At 71.4% G+C, this 17,974-nt stretch carries 14 protein-coding genes; 5 read left to right on the plus strand and 9 right to left on the minus strand.

Features of this window, described 5'->3' with window-relative positions:
- The first annotated feature begins 15 nt into the window (after nucleotides 1–15).
- Nucleotides 16–345 (plus strand): cupin, encoded by a 330-nt coding sequence (locus tag ACQ5BE_RS00545; RefSeq protein ID WP_430295032.1) that lies wholly within the window; start codon nucleotides 16–18, stop codon nucleotides 343–345.
- 125 nt (nucleotides 346–470) lie between these two features.
- Here ACQ5BE_RS00545 and glnA read toward each other — a convergent pair whose 3' ends face one another.
- On the minus strand, nucleotides 471–1,895 hold the full coding sequence (gene glnA, locus ACQ5BE_RS00550) for a type I glutamate--ammonia ligase (protein ID WP_208712368.1): 1,425 nt from the start codon (nucleotides 1,893–1,895) through the stop codon (nucleotides 471–473).
- A 235-nt stretch (nucleotides 1,896–2,130) separates the two neighbouring features.
- Here glnA and ACQ5BE_RS00555 point away from each other — a divergent pair, with 235 nt between their 5' ends.
- On the plus strand, nucleotides 2,131–2,565 hold the full coding sequence (locus ACQ5BE_RS00555; protein ID WP_344297774.1) for an RDD family protein: 435 nt from the start codon (nucleotides 2,131–2,133) through the stop codon (nucleotides 2,563–2,565).
- Between the two features lie 120 nt (nucleotides 2,566–2,685).
- Here the strand turns inward: ACQ5BE_RS00555 and ACQ5BE_RS00560 are convergent, their stop codons facing one another.
- The 3 genes from ACQ5BE_RS00560 to lipB all read right to left on the minus strand — a co-directional run bounded on the left by ACQ5BE_RS00560 (nucleotide 2,686) and on the right by lipB (nucleotide 5,190).
- The gene (locus ACQ5BE_RS00560) at nucleotides 2,686–3,411 is read right to left on the minus strand and encodes a DUF4191 domain-containing protein (protein ID WP_430295033.1); all 726 of its coding nucleotides are present in this window, start codon (nucleotides 3,409–3,411) and stop codon (nucleotides 2,686–2,688) included.
- Nucleotides 3,412–3,499: 88 nt separating this feature from the next.
- Entirely contained in the window at nucleotides 3,500–4,510 is a 1,011-nt protein-coding gene (lipA, locus tag ACQ5BE_RS00565; protein ID WP_344297778.1) for a lipoyl synthase, read from the minus strand.
- Nucleotides 4,507–5,190: a lipoyl(octanoyl) transferase LipB gene (lipB, locus tag ACQ5BE_RS00570; RefSeq protein WP_413250700.1), complete on the minus strand. Its 684-nt coding sequence runs from the start codon at nucleotides 5,188–5,190 to the stop codon at nucleotides 4,507–4,509. The genes lipA and lipB overlap by 4 nt, the downstream gene beginning before the upstream one ends.
- Nucleotides 5,191–5,336: 146 nt before the next feature.
- On the opposite strand from lipB, the gene ACQ5BE_RS00575 reads away from it, so the two are divergent.
- Together ACQ5BE_RS00575 and ACQ5BE_RS00580 are read left to right on the plus strand one after the other, a co-directional pair.
- Nucleotides 5,337–7,001: a protein kinase domain-containing protein gene (locus tag ACQ5BE_RS00575; protein ID WP_430295034.1), complete on the plus strand. Its 1,665-nt coding sequence runs from the start codon at nucleotides 5,337–5,339 to the stop codon at nucleotides 6,999–7,001.
- Between the two features lie 85 nt (nucleotides 7,002–7,086).
- Complete coding sequence (locus tag ACQ5BE_RS00580) at nucleotides 7,087–10,731, plus strand: S41 family peptidase (RefSeq protein WP_430295035.1); 3,645 nt, start codon at nucleotides 7,087–7,089, stop codon at nucleotides 10,729–10,731.
- A gap of 68 nt (nucleotides 10,732–10,799) precedes the next feature.
- Here the strand turns inward: ACQ5BE_RS00580 and ACQ5BE_RS00585 are convergent, their stop codons facing one another.
- The 5 genes from ACQ5BE_RS00585 to ACQ5BE_RS00605 form a co-directional block, all read right to left on the minus strand.
- Nucleotides 10,800–11,225 (minus strand): OsmC family peroxiredoxin, encoded by a 426-nt coding sequence (locus tag ACQ5BE_RS00585; RefSeq protein WP_430295036.1) that lies wholly within the window; start codon nucleotides 11,223–11,225, stop codon nucleotides 10,800–10,802.
- Between the two features lie 135 nt (nucleotides 11,226–11,360).
- On the minus strand, nucleotides 11,361–11,729 hold the full coding sequence (locus ACQ5BE_RS00590; protein WP_430295037.1) for a hypothetical protein: 369 nt from the start codon (nucleotides 11,727–11,729) through the stop codon (nucleotides 11,361–11,363).
- Nucleotides 11,730–11,859: 130 nt separating this feature from the next.
- Complete coding sequence (gene sucB / locus ACQ5BE_RS00595; protein WP_430295038.1) at nucleotides 11,860–13,620, minus strand: 2-oxoglutarate dehydrogenase, E2 component, dihydrolipoamide succinyltransferase; 1,761 nt, start codon at nucleotides 13,618–13,620, stop codon at nucleotides 11,860–11,862.
- Between the two features lie 51 nt (nucleotides 13,621–13,671).
- Nucleotides 13,672–15,054, minus strand: coding sequence for a dihydrolipoyl dehydrogenase (gene lpdA, locus ACQ5BE_RS00600; protein WP_430295039.1), 1,383 nt, complete (start codon nucleotides 15,052–15,054; stop codon nucleotides 13,672–13,674).
- Nucleotides 15,055–15,271: 217 nt separating this feature from the next.
- Nucleotides 15,272–16,807, minus strand: a complete 1,536-nt coding sequence (locus tag ACQ5BE_RS00605; protein ID WP_430295040.1) for a leucyl aminopeptidase — start codon at nucleotides 16,805–16,807, stop codon at nucleotides 15,272–15,274.
- A gap of 190 nt (nucleotides 16,808–16,997) precedes the next feature.
- Between ACQ5BE_RS00605 and ACQ5BE_RS00610 the strand changes: the two genes are divergently transcribed.
- Complete coding sequence (locus ACQ5BE_RS00610; RefSeq protein ID WP_430295041.1) at nucleotides 16,998–17,957, plus strand: proteasome assembly chaperone family protein; 960 nt, start codon at nucleotides 16,998–17,000, stop codon at nucleotides 17,955–17,957.
- Nucleotides 17,958–17,974: the final 17 nt, after the last annotated feature.

Here is a 17,974-nt window from a genome sequence, read left to right on the forward strand (position 1 = left end):
GAAAGGAACCCGAGCATGATGCACGGAACGATCGACGTGTCCCAGGCGGCCGCCGAGGAGCTTCAGAAGGCGCGCACCAGCCCGCACGGACGGAGCGCGCGGGCGCTCCTCCATGACGGCCATCTGCGCCACACGCTGCTGGCCATCCTCGATGGGGAAGTCCTCGGGGACCACCTCAAGCCGCCCGCGGCGACGCTCCACGTGCTCTCGGGCACCTTCGTGGTGCGTTCCGACGGACCCGAGCTCAGGCTCGACGCCGGCCAGCTCGCAGTGCTCCCGGGCCCCCGGCACGATGTGACCGCCGAGGGCGACTCGACCGGCATCCTCACAACGCTCGCGGACTAGCCTCGCCGCTCCCGCGCCACCGGGACCACGCGCACCGTGCCCACGCACGACGACGCCCCCCACCCTCCGCAGGCTGGCTGCGGGAGGCGGGGGGCGTCGTCGTGCGTGCGGGCTCTCTGGGAGGCTCAGCAGCCGAAGTAGAGCTCGAACTCGTAGGGGTTCGGGCGCAGCGAGAGCGGCATGATCTCCTTCTCGCGCTTGTACGCGACCCAGGTGTCGATGAGGTCCTGGGTGAAGACGCCACCGGCCTGGAGGAACTCGTTGTCCGCCTCGAGGGCCTCGAGGGCCTCCTCGAGGGAGCCGGGCGCCTTGGGGATGTCGCGGGCCTCCTCGACAGGGAGCTCGTAGAGGTCCTTGTCGATCGGGGCGGGCGGCTCGATGCGGTTGCGGATGCCGTCGATGCCGGCCATGAGCTGCGCGGCGAACGCGAGGTACGGGTTGGACGAGGGGTCCGGCGCGCGGAACTCGATGCGCTTGGCCTTCGGGTTGGAGCCCGTGATCGGGATGCGGATGCCGGCGGAGCGGTTGCCCTGCGAGTAGACCATGTTCACGGGGGCCTCGAAGCCCTTCACCAGGCGCTTGTACGAGTTCACGGTCGGGTTCGTGAACGCGAGGACGGCCGAGGCGTGCTTGAGGAGGCCGCCGATGTACCAGCGGGCGAGGTCGGACAGGTTCGCGTAGCCCTTCTCGTCGTAGAAGAGGGGCTCGCCGCCGTTCCAGAGCGACTGGTGGCAGTGCATGCCCGAGCCGTTGTCGCCGAAGATCGGCTTCGGCATGAAGGTCACCGTCTTGCCCCACTCGAGCGCGGTGTTCTTGATGATGTACTTGAACTTCTGCAGGTCGTCCGCAGCGCGCACGAGGGTCGAGAACCTGTAGTTGATCTCGGCCTGGCCGGCGGCGCCGACCTCGTGGTGCGAGCGCTCGACCTCGAGGCCCGCGGCGTCGAGGGCGAGGCACATGGCGTCGCGGAGGTCAGCCTGGTGGTCGACCGGCGCCACCGGGAAGTAGCCGCCCTTGAACGGGGTCTTGTTGCCGAGGTTGCCGCCCTCCTCCTCGCGGCCGGAGTTCCACGGGGCCTCGATGGAGTCGACCTTGTAGAAGGAGCCCTGCGGGGAGGACTCGAACTGGACGTTGTCGAAGACGAAGAACTCGGCCTCGGGGGCGAAGAACGCGGTGTCCGCGATGCCGGTGGAGGCGAGGTAGGCCTCGGCGCGCTCAGCCACGCCGCGGGGGTCGCGGTGGTAGGGCTCGCCGGTGCGCGGGTTCACGATGGAGAAGTTCAGGGCGAGGGTCTTCTCGACGCGGAACGGGTCCACGAACGCCGTCGTGACATCCGGGATGAGCTGCATGTCGGACTCGGCGATGCCCTGGAAGCCGCGGATCGAGGAGCCGTCGAAGAGCTGCCCGTTCTCGAAGAAGTCGGCGTCGACCGTCTTGGCAGGGATGTTGAAGTGCTGCTGGACGCCGGGCAGGTCGGTGAAGCGGATGTCGACGAACTTGACGTCTTCGTCCTGGATGTACTTGAGGACTTCGTCCGCAGACTTGAACATCGGTGCTCCTAACACATGGGGTGGCAGTCGGGCCGGGCGGGAACGTGGCGCGCACGGGCAGCGCGGGGCGCCGTACGCCTCGCTGCAACGGGTATCAGACTACGAACGGAGGGTTTCCCGTCCGTGTCCGCTTTGTTTCGGCGAGGTTACATGCGGCGGTTCCGTGTAAACGCTAGCCGCAGGGGACGGCTGAGGCCAAGAGCCGGCAAGGAGGCCGCCCGCCTAGAATGGAGCGGTGATCGACCGGAAAGACCTTGGTTCCTGGCTCAGCGGGCCGCCCACCGCCGAAGGCGACTACCCGGGGCGGAGGCTGGGACGCCCACGCACCGGACCGGGCTCCGTGGGGCGACCCGGCAGGCGCGTGCTGGCCCTGTGCATCGACTGGGCGGCCTGCTATGCCATCGCCGCGGCGTTCTTCGGCGGCAACCAGCTGGCGATCCTCGCCGTCTTCGCCGTGGAGCAGACCCTCCTGGTGGGACTTGCCGGCTTCGGCCTGGGCCACCGCCTCGCCGGCCTCCGCGTCGAGGGCGTCGACGGGCGTCCGGTCGGCATCCTTGCCGCGGCCATCCGGGCCGTCCTCCTGTGCCTCCTCATCCCCGCCGTGATCTTCGACGTCGACCAGCGGGGACTGCATGACAAGGCCGCGCGCACCGTCGTCGCCCGTCTCTGAGCCGAGTCCCGCTTGGACGCCACGAGGCCCCCGGGGAGGTGCTCCCCGGGGGCCTCTTGCTGTCCTTCGCCGCCCTCGTGTCAGGAGAGGCTGCGTGTCAGAAAAGGCTGGCGGACCGCATCAGCGTCCGCGCATCGCGCGACGGTCCGGGCGCACGCGCGTCGGGTCAATGCCCTTGGGGATCGGGAGGCGCGGCCCGAGCGAGCCGATGCGCTTGTTCACGGCGGCGACCTCGGTCTTGGTGAGCTCGCCCTTGAGCTTGTTCATCGCCTTCGCGACGTTCCGCAGCTCGGTCTGGCCCTCCTCGCGACCCGTCTCGACGACGTGGATCGGGACGTTGGGCAGGATGCGCGACAGGCGCTTGCGCTCGCCGTCCACGAGGGAGCGCACGCGGGTGCTCGGGCCCTCGGTCACGAGCACGACGCCGGGCCGCCCGATCGCGCGGAACACGACGTCCTGGGTGCGCGGGTTGACGGCGACCGGCTGCTCCTCGACGATCCAGCCGCGCCGCAGGGCGCTCAGCGCGGCGCCAGCCGCCCCCGGCTGGCCCTCGATCTGGGCGAAGGCCGCGCGCTCGGCGCGGCGGCTCAGGATGTACACGGCACCGAGGAGGCCGAGAAGGATGCCGATGATGAGGCCGGTGATCCAGTTGTCCAGCAGGAAGCCGATGAGGAGGCTGACCGCGGTCACGCCGAGGAAGACGAGGACCATGAGCCAGACCGCGTTCGGGTCGGCCCTCCGCGTCATCTGGAAGACCTGGATGAACTGCTGGAACCCGTTGGGCTTCTTCGCCTTCTTCGGAGACTTGTCCGAGGGCGTGCTGGAGGTGTCGGTGCGCTTGGCCATAGTCCCTCAATTCTAAGTCACGCCCCGGCCATCCAGAACGCCGAAGCGCCCGACCTCGGAAGGGCGGGCGCTTCGGGCCGGCGTCGGTTCAGCCGTGCCGTGAGGCGAGGAGGGTCGCAGCCTCCTGGCGCGTCGAGCCGGAGGACTCGATGTGTGCCAGCTGCGGCGGGATCTCCCAGCCCTTCTTGCGCATGGCGGTGGCCCAGAGCCGTCCGGCGCGGTACGAGGAGCGCACGAGCGGTCCGCTCATGACGCCGAGGAAGCCGATCTCCTCGGCCTCCTGGGACAGCTCGACGAACTCCTCGGGCTTGACCCAGCGCTCCACGGGGTGGTGCCGCTCCGAGGGCCGCAGGTACTGGGTGATGGTGATGAGGTCGCACCCGGCCTCGTGCAGGTCGCGCAGCGCCTGGGAGATCTCCTCGCGGGTCTCTCCCATCCCGAGGATGAGGTTCGACTTCGTGACCATGCCCTGGTTCCGGCCCTGGGTGAGCACGTCGAGGGAGCGCTCGTAGCGGAAGGCGGGGCGGATGCTCTTGAACAGGCGCGGGACGGTCTCGACGTTGTGCGCGAACACCTCGGGCCTGGCCTCGCAGATCGCGGTGATGTGCTCGGGCCTGCCGGAGAAGTCCGGGATGAGGATCTCGACGCCGGTGCCGGGGTTGAGCTCGTGGATCTTGCGGATGGTCTCCGCGTAGAGCCACACGCCCTCGTCCTCGAGGTCGTCGCGGGCGACGCCGGTCACGGTTGCGTAGCGCAGGCCCATCGACTGAACGGAGCGGGCCACCTTGGTCGGCTCGAAGCGGTCCAGGGGGGAGGGCTTGCCCGTGTCGATCTGGCAGAAGTCGCAGCGGCGCGTGCACTCGGAGCCGCCGATGAGGAAGGTGGCTTCCTTGTCCTCCCAGCACTCGAAGATGTTGGGGCAGCCGGCCTCCTCGCACACGGTGTGGAGGCCTTCCTTCTTGACCTGGTTCTTGAGCTGGACGAACTCCGGGCCCATCTGGACCTTGGCCTTGATCCAGTCGGGCTTGCGCTCGACGGGGACCGCGGAGTTGCGCTGCTCGATGCGCAGCATGCGGCGGCCTTCGGGGGCGAGGGTCACGTCAGTGCTCCTTCGGAGAGGTCGGCTTCGGTCTGGGCCACGAACTCGCCTTCGCGGCGGGCGAGTTCCTCGGTGATGCGGCCGACGATGTCGCGGGGTCCGACCTCCCTGCCGCATTCCGCGGAGATGGTGGTGGTTCCGGCGTCGGTGATGCCGCACGCGATGATCTGGGCGTACGGCTCGAGGCTGTTGCTGCAGTTGATCGCGAAGCCGTGGCCGGTGACCCCGTCGTGGACGCTGATGCCGATGGCAGCGATCTTGCGGTCGCCGCCGCGCTCGTCCGCGCGGACCCACACGCCGGACCGTCCGTCGACGTGCTCGGCCTTGATTCCGTACTCGGAGATGACCGTGATCATGACATCCTCGAGCAGCTCGACATAGGCACGGATCCCGCGGGGCTGGGCGAGCCTGACGATGGGGTACCCCACGAGCTGGCCCGGGCCGTGCCAGGTGAGCTTGCCGCCCCGGTCCACGGGGACCACCGGCGTGCCGTCGAGGGGACGCTCGTGGTCCTCGGTGCGCTTCCCGGCCGTGTAGACGGCGGAGTGCTCGAGGAGGAGTACGGTGCTGGGCGCGGAGCCGGCGACCACGTCGTCGTGGAGCTGTCGCTGCGCCGCGAGGCCGGCTTCGTAGTCGACGAAGTCCGGCGCGAACCCGAGGTGGGTGAACGCAAGAGTCATGCCGACCAGCTTAACCCCGGCCTCCCCGCCGGCCCCCGGAGTGTGGTCAACGTCGCATTGACGTGGGGGACGCCACATGCTGCCGCCTCAGCTCGGACCTGTGGATAACTTCTGCAGCATCCGCCGCCCTGCGGTAGACATGAGCCATGGAACCTCTGCCCGAGATCCACCCGTCCGGCCCTTCGCCCGAGACCGGAGCGCCCGCCCTGCCCGGCTATGAGGTCGTGCGCCTTCTCGGCCGCGGCGGGTCGGCCAGCGTGTGGCTCGTCCGCGAGGCGGATGGTGGCCGGATGCTGGCCGCCAAGGTCCTCGCGCCCGGGCCGGATGCGGGGGGCGGCGCAGCTGCCCTCGCGCTCGCGCGGCGCGAGCTGCGGCTGTCGAGGTCGCGGGAACACGAGCACCTCCTCCCCGTGCGCGCTGCCATGACGGCCGACGGCGACGCCGGCGCCGTGGCCCTCCTGATGGACTACGCCCCCGGCGGCTCGCTCGGGAACCTCGTCCGCGTGCGCGGCCGGCTGGGGGTCGGGGAGTGCGTGACCGTGGTGACGCCGATCGCCCAGGCTCTCGCAGCGCTGCACGCCGAGGGGAGCACGCACGGAGACGTCTCGCCCGGCAACATCCTGTTCACGGCACAGGGCAAGCCGCTGCTGGGCGACTTCGGGCTGGCCCGCATGGTCGGGGACGTCTCGACGGGAGCGGGCGGCACGCCGGGGTTCCGTGACCCGGCGTCGCTGCCGGGCGGCGTGTCGACCCTCACGGCGGACGACGGCGGCCCCCGCGCCGCCGGAACCGCGTTCAGGCCGGCCGCGCTCTCCGCTGCGGGAGACGTGTTCTCCCTCGGCGCCGTTGCGTGGTTCGCCCTCACGGGGGAGCCTCCGCAGCCCACAGTGCAGCGCCCACCGCTCGCGCTCGTCGTCGAGGACGTGCCCGCGGAGCTCGCGGCCGCCATCGAGGCTGCGCTGCGCGACGATCCACGGGAGCGCATCTCGGCCGCGGAGCTCGCCCGGGCGGTCTTCCGCAGTGCCCGCGCCGAGCGGGTGGACCTCGCCCCGGCGGTCGAAGAGGAGGTCATCCCGCACCTGCTCACCCGGCTCGGTCCCGAATCCGGGCGCCGACGGCGCGGGCCGGGCCGCCGCCGGCGCCCACCAGTGGCCGCCGGGGCTCGGCCGGCGGGAGTGCGCGCCAGGGCGCGGCGGCTCTGGGGTGCGGCTGCGGTTCTGGCCGCCACCGCCGCGCTGGGGGCGATCTGGTGGCCCCATGCCCTCGCCCCCCGCAGCGCTGCCACGGTTTCCGTCCCCGAGGGGATGGGGCGGGGGCCCGCAGTGGCAGCCGCTGCGTGGGCGGGGCTCCCGGACCAGCTGCGCCGCGGCGCGGAGTCGGCAGACCCCGTGCAGGCCGTGCAGGCGCTGTCGGAGATCCGCGCACACGCGATCGCGGCGAAGGACCGGGAGCTCCTGGCGGCGGTCAACGTGCCCGCCTCCGAGACGGCGGCTGCGGACGCCGCGCTGCTGGATCGCCTCGACTCGGCTGGGCGGCGGCTCGAGGGGTTCAGCGCCCGCGTCCTCTCCGCGGCGCGGGATGCAGCCCCTGCGGTTCCCGCCGATGCCGCGCGATCCGCGGAGGGCGCCGTGCCCGCGGGCGGTGACCGGGGCGCCGTCGTGCGTGTCCGGATCGTCACGAGCGGCTACACCGTGCGGGACAGTGCGGGTGCGACCGTAGGCGAGCGGGCGGCCGGCGTGGACCAGGAGCTTCGGATCGTGCTCGGGCGTGAGGAAGGACGCTGGCAGGTAGCGCGCATCCTGCCTGCCTGAAGTGCCGCTGCGGCGTGCGTCACACAGCTGTGCCGCGCTGGCGGCACGCCCTGTCGTGCCCGGGCCGCCTGCCTATGATCGGAGGATGACTGGCTCCAGCTACTTCCGCTATCCCCACGTGCACGGGGACCTCGTGGCCTTTGTCGCCGAGGATGACGTCTGGCTCGCTCCCGTCGCCGGGGGCCGGGCGTGGCGGCTGTCCGCCCTGCGGCTGCCGGCACGGAACCCCCGCTTCACGCCCGACGGCACCAAGGTCGTCTGGACGGTGGTGCAGGGGAGCGCGCCCGAGGTCGTGTCCGCGGATGTGGACGGCGGCGGGTTCCGGCAGCTGAGCTGGTTCGGGCACTCCACGACCCGGGTGCGCGGCTTCGACCCCTCTGGGCGCGTCATCGTCACGAGCGCCCACAACCAGCCCGACGCCCGCCACACCCATGCCTACACGATGCCGGTCGAGGGCGGATGGCTCGAGGAGCTCCCGTACGGGCCGGTCGACTCGGTGGCGTTCGGGCCCAGCATCGGCGACGAGAGGCCGGTCGTGGTCAGCAGCGTCCTGACGCGCGACCCGGCTTCCTGGAAGCGCTACCGCGGAGGCGCGGCCGGCAAGCTCTGGATCGACCCCGACGGCGGCGGCGAGTTCCGCCGGCTCGTCCCAGAGCTCGACGGCAACCTCTGCGACCCCCTCTGGGTGGGAGGCCGGATCGCGTTCCTCTCCGACCACGAGGGCGTGGGCAACCTCTACTCGGTGGACCGCTCCGGGCGCGACCTGCGCCGCCATACCGACTCTGACCGCTTCTACGTCCGGCACGCGAGCACCGACGGCGTCCGCGTCGCCTTCGAGTCGGCGGGTGAGCTCTGGCTCCTGGACTCGCTCGACGCAGAGCCCCGTCGCCTCGACATCGCACTGGCCTCCGCTTCGACCTCGCGGCGCTCCATGCCGCTCGCCGTCGCGCGCCACCTCGGCGATGTCGTCCCGACGCCGGACGGGCGCGCGAGCGTCGTCGAGTCGCACGGGACCGTGCACTGGCTGACCCATCGGGACGGCCCCTCGCGTGTCGTCGAGGCCACGCCCGGCGTTCGGGCGCGCCTCGCCCGGCCCCTGGGAACGGACTCCGTGGTGTTCATCGCCGACCACGAGGGGGAGGAGGGCCTGTTCATCAAGCGGCTCTCCGGCGCCGAGGAGGCTGCCCTCGCCGCAGCGGGCCGCGCAGTGGGCCGTACCGAGGACGGGACCGGGGCCGCGGCCACCGCGTCCGACGACGGCCTTCCCCGCCCGGTCTCGGCTTTCACGGGGGCTCCCGCAGACGAGCGGCCCGGCGCCGGCGTGCAGGGCCAGACCTATGGGCTCTCCGACGACAGTCGTCCGCAGCCCGTCCCGGCGGGCCTGCCGGCAGCGTCGGCGTCGGCGGCCCGCGCGCCGCGCTCGTACGTGGTCCCCGGCCGCCGCACCGTCCCGGTCGACGTCGAGGCCGAGGCGGACGCCCTGCCGCGCCTGCGCCGGGTCGCCCTGCCGAGTGCGAGCCGCGTCGCGGAACTCCTCCCCAGCCCCGACGCCCGATTCGTCGCGGCGGGAACCGCCTTCGGCGAGGTCCACCTTGTCGATGTGGACGCCGGCACGGCGACGACGCTGAGCACGGTGAACGAGGGCAGCATCGAGCAGCTTGCCTGGAGCCCGGACTCCCGCTGGCTCGCGTGGAGCGAGCCCGTGACGGCGTTCGGCTCGCGCTCGAGGATCCGCCTTGCCGAGGTGGGCACGGGCCGGGTCGCCGAGGTGACCGACGGCCGCTTCTGGGACGCCTCCCCGGCCTTCACCCCGGACGGGAAGTACCTCGCGTTCCTCTCCGGCCGGAGCTTCGACCCCGTCTACGACGGCCACTCCTTCGACCTGTCCTTCCCGAGCCCCATCAAGCCGTACATCCTCCCGCTCGAGGCCACGGCCGCGAGCCCCTTCGGGCCCCGCGTGGCCGACTTCGCCGCGTCAGGCCCCGCCTCGTCGGACGGCGGGGACGCCGCGGACGACGCCGGGGCCAGCCGCGCGCCGTCGTCCTCCACCGCCGGGAGCGCGGGGAGCGCGCCGTCGGTGACGGTCGACCTCGAGGGGATCGCGCACCGCATCGTGGCCCTTCCGGTGCGGCAGGGAAACTACTCGCGCCTGACGGCAGCGAAGGACGCACTCCTGTGGCTCTCCCAGGACCTCGTCGGGGCGACAGGCGACGGCAAGGCCAAGCCGGGCGACAAGGACACCCCGCCCACGCTGCAGCGGCTCGACCTGGTCACGGGAGCCGAGACGACCCTCGTCGGGGCCCTGGACAGCTACCGGATCAGCGGGGACGGCGGCCGGGTCGTCTACATCCGCGACCGTGCAGTCCACTGCGTCCCGAGCGACCGTCCCGCCGAGGACGGCCACGGGGACCACATCACGGTGGAACTGGACCGCATCCGCGTCCGCCTCGACCCGGTGTCCGTGTGGGGTCAGGCGTTCGAGGAGGCCTGGCGGCTCCAGCGCGACTTCTTCTGGACCGCGGACATGGCCGGCGCCGACTGGGAGGAGGTCCACGACCGGTACCGCCCGCTCGTGGAGCGCCTCGGCTCCCACGATGACCTCGTGGACCTCCTGTGGGAGATGCACGGTGAGCTCGGCACGTCGCACGCGTTCGTGACGCCTGCGCTCGTGACGGAAGCGGGAGCCGGCGGCCAGGGGCGACTCGGCGGCGAGTTCGACTTCGACGGCGGCTGGGTGGTGCGGCGGGTCCTCGCGAACGAGTCCTCGGACCCGCTTGCCGCGTCCCCTCTCGCGTCGCCGGGCGCGGGCGTCCGCGCGGGTGACCGCCTCCTCGAGATCGACGGCGTGCCGCTCACGGCCGAGTTCGGTCCCGCGCTGGCACTCGCGGGCGCGGCCGGGAAGACCGTCGAGCTGACCATGCTCAACGGTCCCGCCCACGGCGACGCGGCCGGCACGAGCCGGCGGATCGCCGTTGTGCCCATCCGCGACGAAGAGCGGCTGCGCTACCAGGACTGGGTCCAGGCGAACCGGAGACTCGTGAGGGAGGCCTCCGAGGGCAGGTTCGGCTACCTCCATGTCCCCGACATGGGCGCGCGCGGCTGGGCGCAGCTGCACCGGGACCTCGACACCGAGACCGCGCTCGACGCCCTCGTGGTCGACGTGCGGCGGAACCGCGGCGGCCACACGTCCCAGCTCGTGGCCGAGCTGATCGGGCGCCGGGTCACGGGCTGGAGCATGCCGCGGGGCGAGCAGCCGCGGACCTACCCGCGCCATGCGCCACGCGGCCCCGTCGTGATCCTGGCCGACGAGTTCGCCGGGTCCGACGGCGACATCATCACGCAGGTCAGCAAGCTGCGGGGGATTGGCCCCGTGGTCGGCACCCGGACGTGGGGCGGCGTCGTCGGGATCGACAACCGCTTCAAGCTCGCCGACGGCACGTCGGTGGCGCAGCCACGCTACGCGACCTGGTTCGAAGGCGGGATCGGGTGGGACGTCGAGAACCACGGCGTGGACCCGGACATCGAGGTCCCGTACCCTCCGCACGCCTACGCGGCCGGCATCGACCCGCAGCTTGAGCACGGCATCGGGGTGCTCAAGGAGATGCTCGTGGAGATCCCCACCCAGCGCCCGCCCGCGCGCAGGGGCTACCGGTCCGTGCGCCCCGCGCCGCTGCCCCCGCGTCCGCAGGACCTGGCCGACGCCGAGGCGGTTCCGGCGTACGAGGGCTGAGGCGCCGCCAGCACGAGAAGGCCCCCTCCCGTTGCGGGAGGGGGCCTTCTCGCACTACGGCTCGCGGATCAGGACTCGAGCGCTGCCGAGAGCGTGATCGGGATGGAGAGGGCCTGGCTCACAGGGCAGCCGGCCTTCGCCTTCTCGGCGATCTGCTGGAACTCGTCCTCGGAGATGCCGGGGATCCTGGCGGTCAGGGTCAGGTTGCTGCCCGTGACACCCTTGCCGGGCTCGAAGCCGACCTCAGACTTCGCCTCGATCCGCTCGGCCTTGTAGCCGGCGCTGTCGAGCTCGTTGCTGAACGCCATCGAGAAGCAGGCCGAGTGGGCGGCCGCAATGAGCTCCTCCGGGCTCGTCTTGCCGTTGGCCTCCTCGCTGCGGGCCTTCCAGGTGACGTCGTACGTGCCGAGACCCGAGGTGTCGAAGGTGGTCTGGCCGGCGCCCTCGAAGAGGTTCCCCTGCCAGACGGTGTGGGCGGTGCGGATGGTAGCCATGCGTCCTCCTTGAGTTCGTGGTCAATGCGTTCCGACGCCGTCGCAGGACGGCGCCGTCCACGACCATCCTAGGCACAGGACAGGCCCGCTGGCCGGGCATGACGCCGGCTGGCGGGCCTGCAGGACGGGAGGGGACTACTTCCAGAGCGTGGCGATCGCGACGTTGAGGAGCGCGAGGCCGCCTACGGAGTGCGCGAGGCCGGGCGCGACGACGGACCCGGACTTCCGTTGGCGGTTGCCCACGAACGCGAGGGCCCCGATCACGACGGCGACCACGAACTTGGTGATGAGCTTGGGGTAGTTCGGGTTCGCGAAGTCCTCGTCGGTCTGCCCGAGCACGGGGATGAGGCCCATGAGGATGATGCCCGTGACGAGCTGGGTCATCGCACCGTCGAACTGCCGGGGGCCGACGGTCGGCTGCTTCATGTTGGCGATCCAAGGGCCGAGGATCATTGCCGCACCGACGATGTGCAGGAAGACGACGATGTTGTAGACGACAGACATGCCCCGAGTCTATCGGCGCGTGGCGGGCCGACAGGACCTATGCGGCCGGCGGCGGAATCCCAACTGGATAACGATGCAGGACGGCGCCCGCCACGACCGTGGCGGGCGCCGTCCTGCGGAGGCGATCCGGTCAGAGGCCGAGGTCGGCCTCGAACGCACCGGCCTCGAGGCGGGCACGGAGCGTCTGGAGGAAGCGCCCGGCGTCCGCACCGTCGACGAGGCGGTGGTCGTAGGTGAGCGAGAGGTACATCATCGAGCGGATCGCGATGACGTCGTCGCCGTCGGCGTTCTGGGTGACCCACGGACGCTTCACGATCGCACCCGTGCCCAGGATCGCCACCTGCGGCTGGTTGATGATCGGCGTGTCGAAGAGGGCGCCGACCGAGCCGATGTTGGTAATGCTGAACGTGCCGCCCGAGAGCTCGTCCGGGCCGATCTTGTTGCTGCGCGTGCGCGAGGCGACATCGGCGATGCGGCCGGCGAGGCCCGCGAGGTTGAGGTCGCCGGCGTTGTTGATCACGGGGACGAGGAGGCCCTTGTCCGTGTCCACAGCGATCGCGAGGTGCTCCGCGTTGTGGTAGGTGATCTGCTGGGCTTCCTCGTCGTACTCCGCGTTGAGCTTCGGGTGCTGCTTGAGCGCCTCGGCCACCGCCTTGGCAATGAACGGCAGGAAGGTGAGCTTGACGCCGTTCTGCGCCTGGAACTGCGCCTTGGCGCGGTCGCGGAGCTTGGCGATCTTGGTCATGTCGACCTCGTGCACCTGCGTGAGCTGCGTCGAGACGTCCAGCGACTCGCGCATCCGCCGCGCGATGACCTGGCGGATCCGCGGGGCCTTCTCCGTCGTGCCGCGCAGGCTCGACGCTGCCGGAGCCGGCTGCGCCTGTGCGGGGGCGGAGGGGGCTGCCGCCGGAGCCGCGGCGGGGGCCTGCTGGCTCGCGGCCTTCTTCGCCTCGGCCGCATCGAGCACATCCTGCTTGCGGATGCGGCCGCCGACGCCGGTGCCGGTGAGGGTCGTGACGTCGATCCCGTGCTGGTTGGCGAGCTTGCGCACGAGCGGGGTCACATAGCCGGACTCACCGCCGGACGGGGCTGCTGCCGGAGCCGGTGCGGCCTGTGCGGGCTCAGCAGCGGGCGCCGGTGCGGCCTGTGCGGGCTCAGCAGCGGGCGCCGGTGCGGCCTGCGCGGCGGGTGCGGGCTCGGCGGCCGGCTCGGGCTGCGCGGCGGGCGCGGGCTCGGGCTCAGCCGCCGGGGCGGGGGCGGACCCGGACCCGACCACGGCGAGGACAGCCCCAACCTCGGCGGTCTCGTCCTCGCCGACGCGGATCTCGAGGAGCGTGCCGGCGACCGGCGAGGGAACCTCGGTGTCCACCTTGTCCGTCGAGACCTCCAGGAGCGGCTCGTCGACCTCGACCGCGTCGCCCACGGCCTTGAGCCAGCGGGTCACCGTGCCCTCGGTGACGCTCTCGCCGAGCGCCGGAAGCGTGACCTCGTGCCCGTCGGGCGCAGCCTGTGCCACGGAAGGCTCCGCAGGCTCGGGCGCGGGCGCCTGCTCGGGGGCCGCAGCGGCGGGCTCGGCCTGCGGCTGCGCGGCCGGCTCGGGCGCTGCCTGCGCAGCCTCGGCCGCGGGTGCGGCGGAGGAGTCGCCGGACCCGGTGCCGTCACCGATGACGGCCAGGGGGGCTCCGACCTCGGCGGTCTCATCCTCGGCCACGAGGATCTGCTCGAGGACGCCCGCGACGGGGGACGGGATCTCGGTGTCGACCTTGTCGGTGGACACCTCGACGAGCGGCTCGTCGATCTCGACCCGGTCGCCGACCTGCTTCAGCCAGCGGGTGACGGTGCCTTCGGTGACGCTCTCACCGAGGGCTGGAAGGTTGACGGATTCAGACATGGATCCCCGTGCTCCTTAGTTCTCTGCTCTGCGAATCGTGGCGGCGGCGTGTCAGCCGTGCAGCGGCTTGCCGGCCAGTGCGAGGTGGGCTTCGCCGAGGGCCTCGTTCTGGGTCGGGTGCGCGTGGATGAACTGCGCCACGTCCTCCGGGTACGCCTCCCAGTTGACGATCAGCTGTGCCTCGCCGACCTGCTCGCCCATGCGGGCGCCGATCATGTGGACGCCGACGACCGGGCCTTCCTTCTGGCGGACGATCTTGATGATGCCCGAGGTGCCGAGAATGGAGCTCTTGCCGTTGCCGGCCAGGTTGTACTCCTGGGTCTGGACCTGGTCCTCGCCGAACTTCTCCTTGGCAGCCTTCTCGGTGTAGCCGACGGTGGCGATCTCCGGGTCGCAGTACGTGACCTTCGGGATGTTGACGTCCTCGACCACGACCGGGTTGAGGCCGGCGATCTCCTCGGCGACGAAGATGCCCTGCTGGTAGCCGCGGTGCGCGAGCTGGACACCGGGGACGATGTCGCCCACGGCGTAGATGTTGCCGACGCCCGTGTGGAGGCGCTCGTTGGTGATGACGAACCCGCGGTCGATCGTGATGCCCTGCTCCTCGTAGCCGAGGTTCGCCGTGACGGGGCCGCGTCCGACGGCGACGAGGAGGAGCTCGGCCTCGAACGTCTTGCCGTCGACGAGGGTGACCTTGACGCCGTTCTCGTCCTGCTCGACGCCCTGGAAGAACGTGCCCGTGTTGAACTTGATGCCCCGCTTCTTGAAGGCGCGCTCGAGCTGCTTGACGATCGCAGCATCCTCGTTCGGGACCAGCGAGGGCAGGCCCTCGACGATGGTGACGTCGACGCCGAAGGACTTCCAGACCGAGGCGAACTCCACGCCGATCACGCCGCCGCCGAGGACGATCACGCTCTTGGGGATGTAGTCCATCTCGAGCGCCTGGTCCGAGGTGATGACCCGGCCGCCGATCTCGAGGCCGGGGAGGCTCCGGGAGTAGGAGCCCGTGGCGAGGACGATGTTCTTGCCCTTGTATGCCGTGCCGTTGACCGTGACGGTGTCCGGACCCGTCAGCCGGCCCTCGCCCTCGATGACTGTGATGCCCTTGGTCTTGATGAGCCCGGTGAGGCCCTTGAACTTCCCGGCAACGACGCCGTTCTTGTAGGCGTTGACCGCCGTCATGTCGATGCTCTCGAGAGAGACGTTCACGCCGTACTTCGCGGAGTCCCGGGCGTGGTCGGCGAGTTCGGCCGAGTGCAGGAGCGCCTTGGTGGGGATGCAGCCGTTGTGGAGGCAGGTGCCCCCGAGCTTGCCCTTCTCCACGAGTCCGACGCTCAGGCCGAACTGGACGGCGCGCAGAGCGGTCGCGTACCCGCCGCTTCCGCCGCCGAGAACCAAGATGTCGAATTCCTGCGCAGTTGCCTGGTCGGCCACGTGGACGCTCCCTCGCCGTTGGGGACGGCGTGTTCCGCCGTCGGTTTGACTGGTTGCCTGCGCGATCCGCACAGGCCCGGGTATCAGGGAAACCCTATATCCCCGGCTGACTATGCTCCACCTCTGCGGAACGAATGTCCCGGCCTTGTGTCAAGAGTCACGGGAACTCTAGCACTTTCGTTGAGTGGACTTTAGTTCTCATATCGTGAAATTGGACTCAGGACTGAGTGGCGCCCGACGCATCCTCGAGATAGGAGACGAGCGTGCGGACGATCGCCCCGGTGCCCTGCTTCGGGGTGTGCCCGTAGGCCGACCCGGTGTTGAAGGCCGGCCCCGCGATGTCGAGGTGCGCCCAGGGGATCGCGGAGCCGTCGGGGCGCTCGCCGACGAACTCCCGGAGGAAGATCGCGGCGGTCAGCATGCCGCCTGGCCGCTCGCCGACGTTGGAGAGGTCGGCCGTGGCCGAGTCGAGGCCGGCGCGCAGTTCCTCCGGCAGGGGCATGGGCCATGCAGGCTCGCCCGAGGCGCTGGCGGCGGCGAGCAGCGGCTGGGTCACCGCGTCGTCGCCCATCAGACCGGCGGTGCGGGTCCCCAGCGCGATCAGCGCGGCACCGGTGAGCGTCGCCACGTCGATGATCGCGGCCGGGTTCTCCTCGCTCGCGGCGGCGATGCCGTCCGCCATCACGAGCCGTCCCTCCGCATCGGTGTTGAGCACCTCCACCGTCTTGCCGCCCCGGATGGTGATCACGTCCGCCGGGCGCTGCGCGCTTCCCGAGGGCATGTTCTCCGCAATGCACAGCCAGGCGGTGACCTTGACGGGGAGATTGAGCCTGGCCGCGGCGAGCAGTGAGCTCAGGACCGTGGCTGCACCGGCCATGTCGCTCTTCATCTGGTCCATCTGGGCGGCGGGCTTGATCGAGATCCCGCCAGTGTCGAAGGTGATGCCTTTGCCCACGAGGTGGACGCCGGCGCCGGGCCCGGCCTTGGCGGGCGAGTATTCGACCTTGACCAGACGAGGCGGCCGAAGCGAGCCCTGCCCGACCGCCAGGATGCCCCCGAAGCCCTCCTTCGCGAGCCGCTTCTCGTCATACACCGTGACCTTGACGGGCATCCCCTTGGCGAGGTCCTTCGCGGCGTCGGCGAACGTCTCCGGGTAGAGCTGGCTCGGAGGCATGTTGACCAGCGTCCGGGTGGTGTTCACCGCCCACCCCAGGACGGCGGCCCGCGCCAGCGCGCCGTCGGCGGCCGGCGTGCCGGCGGCGGGCGAGTAGACGACGGCGCGGCGCACGTTGCCCTTCGCCTCGTCGGCCGCTGACTTGTGCTCGGTGTAGGCATAGGCGCCGAGCGCGGCCCCCTCGGCGACGGCTGCCACGGATGCTTCGTCGGGGGCCGGGAGGGCGAGGACGACCGTCTCGCTCCCGGCGAGCTGGCGGATGGCAGAGCCGGCGGCGCGGCGCAGCTGCTCGGCGCTCGGTGAGGCGCCGCCGTCGAGCTTGCCCACGCCCACGAGGGCGAGGACGTCGGTGCCGAGCTCGGGCAGGCCGGGGAGGCGGTGGAGCTGGTCCGCAGCGCCCGTCACACCAAGGGCAGCGAGCGTCGAGCCGACGGCTTCGGCGCTGCGTCCGGTGAGGGGACTGTCGAGGAGCCGAGGCCCGTCACCGTCCTGGGCGACGCCGACGACGAGGACCTGGCTCGGGGTCCTGCGGAGGTCCTTCGACGTGGCGCTGAGGGTGACTTCTCTGTTGGTGAACACTTGGTGGCCTCGATTCTGGGCGTGTGCCGGCGCCGAACGCCCGGGCTGGACAGTGTGCTGCGCTTGCTTCAGGTCTCTCCGATGGTAGTCCCGGTGGAATGATGGGGTGCGCCCGCGCGTTGGACACTGCAGCCCCGCCGCCCGACCGGGATCCGATCGGGGCAGGGCGCCGACAGAGAGGACATCCGACGTGCTAGACCCCGTGTCCGGGCCGCTCCAGGATCCGGCCGGCCTGTATACCGCCGCGGCAGAGCTGGACCAGGACGACCTCCGCGGCCTGCCCCTGATCATGGGCTTCACCGGCTTCGCCGATGCCGGCCATGCGGTGCGCCAGATCACCGATGAACTGGTCAGCGTCCAGTCGCAGGGCGCGCTGGCGGCGTTCGACGTCGACCAGCTGATGGACTACCGGTCGCGGCGTCCCCGGATCCGCTTCGTCGAGGACCACCTCGAGGACTACGAGCCGCCGAGGCTCGCCCTGTACCGCCTCGAGGACGGTCTCGGCCGCCCCTACCTCCTCCTGGCCGGTCCGGAGCCGGACCTCCAGTGGGAGCGGTTCGCCCACGCCGTCGTGGGCCTCGTCGAGCGGCTCGAGGTGCCCCTCACCCTGTGGGTCCACGCGATTCCAATGCCTGTGCCGCACACACGGCCTCTCGGTGTGACTGTCCATGGCAACCGGCCCGAGCTCGTCGAGGGCATATCGCGCTGGAAGCCGACGGTCGAGTTCCCCGCAGCGATCGGCCACCTCCTCGAGCTCAGGCTCGTCGCCGCGGGCCACGACGTCACCGGGTTCGTCGTCCACGTCCCGCACTACCTTGCCGAGTCGGAGTACCCGGCAGCTGCCGTCACAGGGCTCGAGCACCTGGGCGCGGCGTCCCACCTGATGCTGCCCAGCGACCGGCTGCGTGAGGCTGCCCGGGAGGTGGGGCGCCAGGTGGCCGAGCAGGTCGAAGCGTCTGAGGACGTCCGGGAGCTCATCGAGGGCCTCGAGGAGCGCTTCGACGACCGCTCGGCCGATCACCCGCGCCGTTCGCTCCTCGCCGGGCCGGCCGACAGCCTGCCCACTGCCGAGGATCTCGGCGCGGCCGTGGAGGCCTACCTTGCCACGCACGAGGGCGGCGAGGCCGGCCGCCACGACGGGCCGCTGTGAGCTGACGCCCGACGGAG

Source organism: Sinomonas sp. B1-1 (assembly GCF_050474465.1).
GTDB classification, from domain to species: Bacteria; Actinomycetota; Actinomycetes; order Actinomycetales; family Micrococcaceae; genus Sinomonas; species Sinomonas flava.

Excerpts from the sequence above, each read along its gene's own strand:
- sucB (WP_430295038.1), bottom strand. The coding sequence starts at position 13,620 with ATGTCTGAATCCGTCAACCTTCCAGCCCTCGGTGAGAGCGTCACCGAA.
- ACQ5BE_RS00585 (WP_430295036.1), bottom strand. The coding sequence starts at position 11,225 with ATGGCTACCATCCGCACCGCCCACACCGTCTGGCAGGGGAACCTCTTC.
- ACQ5BE_RS00575 (WP_430295034.1), top strand. The coding sequence starts at position 5,337 with ATGGAACCTCTGCCCGAGATCCACCCGTCCGGCCCTTCGCCCGAGACC.
- ACQ5BE_RS00560 (WP_430295033.1), bottom strand. The coding sequence starts at position 3,411 with ATGGCCAAGCGCACCGACACCTCCAGCACGCCCTCGGACAAGTCTCCG.
- glnA (WP_208712368.1), bottom strand. The coding sequence starts at position 1,895 with ATGTTCAAGTCTGCGGACGAAGTCCTCAAGTACATCCAGGACGAAGAC.
- ACQ5BE_RS00545 (WP_430295032.1), top strand. The coding sequence starts at position 16 with ATGATGCACGGAACGATCGACGTGTCCCAGGCGGCCGCCGAGGAGCTT.
- lipB (WP_413250700.1), bottom strand. The coding sequence starts at position 5,190 with ATGACTCTTGCGTTCACCCACCTCGGGTTCGCGCCGGACTTCGTCGAC.
- ACQ5BE_RS00580 (WP_430295035.1), top strand. The coding sequence starts at position 7,087 with ATGACTGGCTCCAGCTACTTCCGCTATCCCCACGTGCACGGGGACCTC.
- ACQ5BE_RS00590 (WP_430295037.1), bottom strand. The coding sequence starts at position 11,729 with ATGTCTGTCGTCTACAACATCGTCGTCTTCCTGCACATCGTCGGTGCG.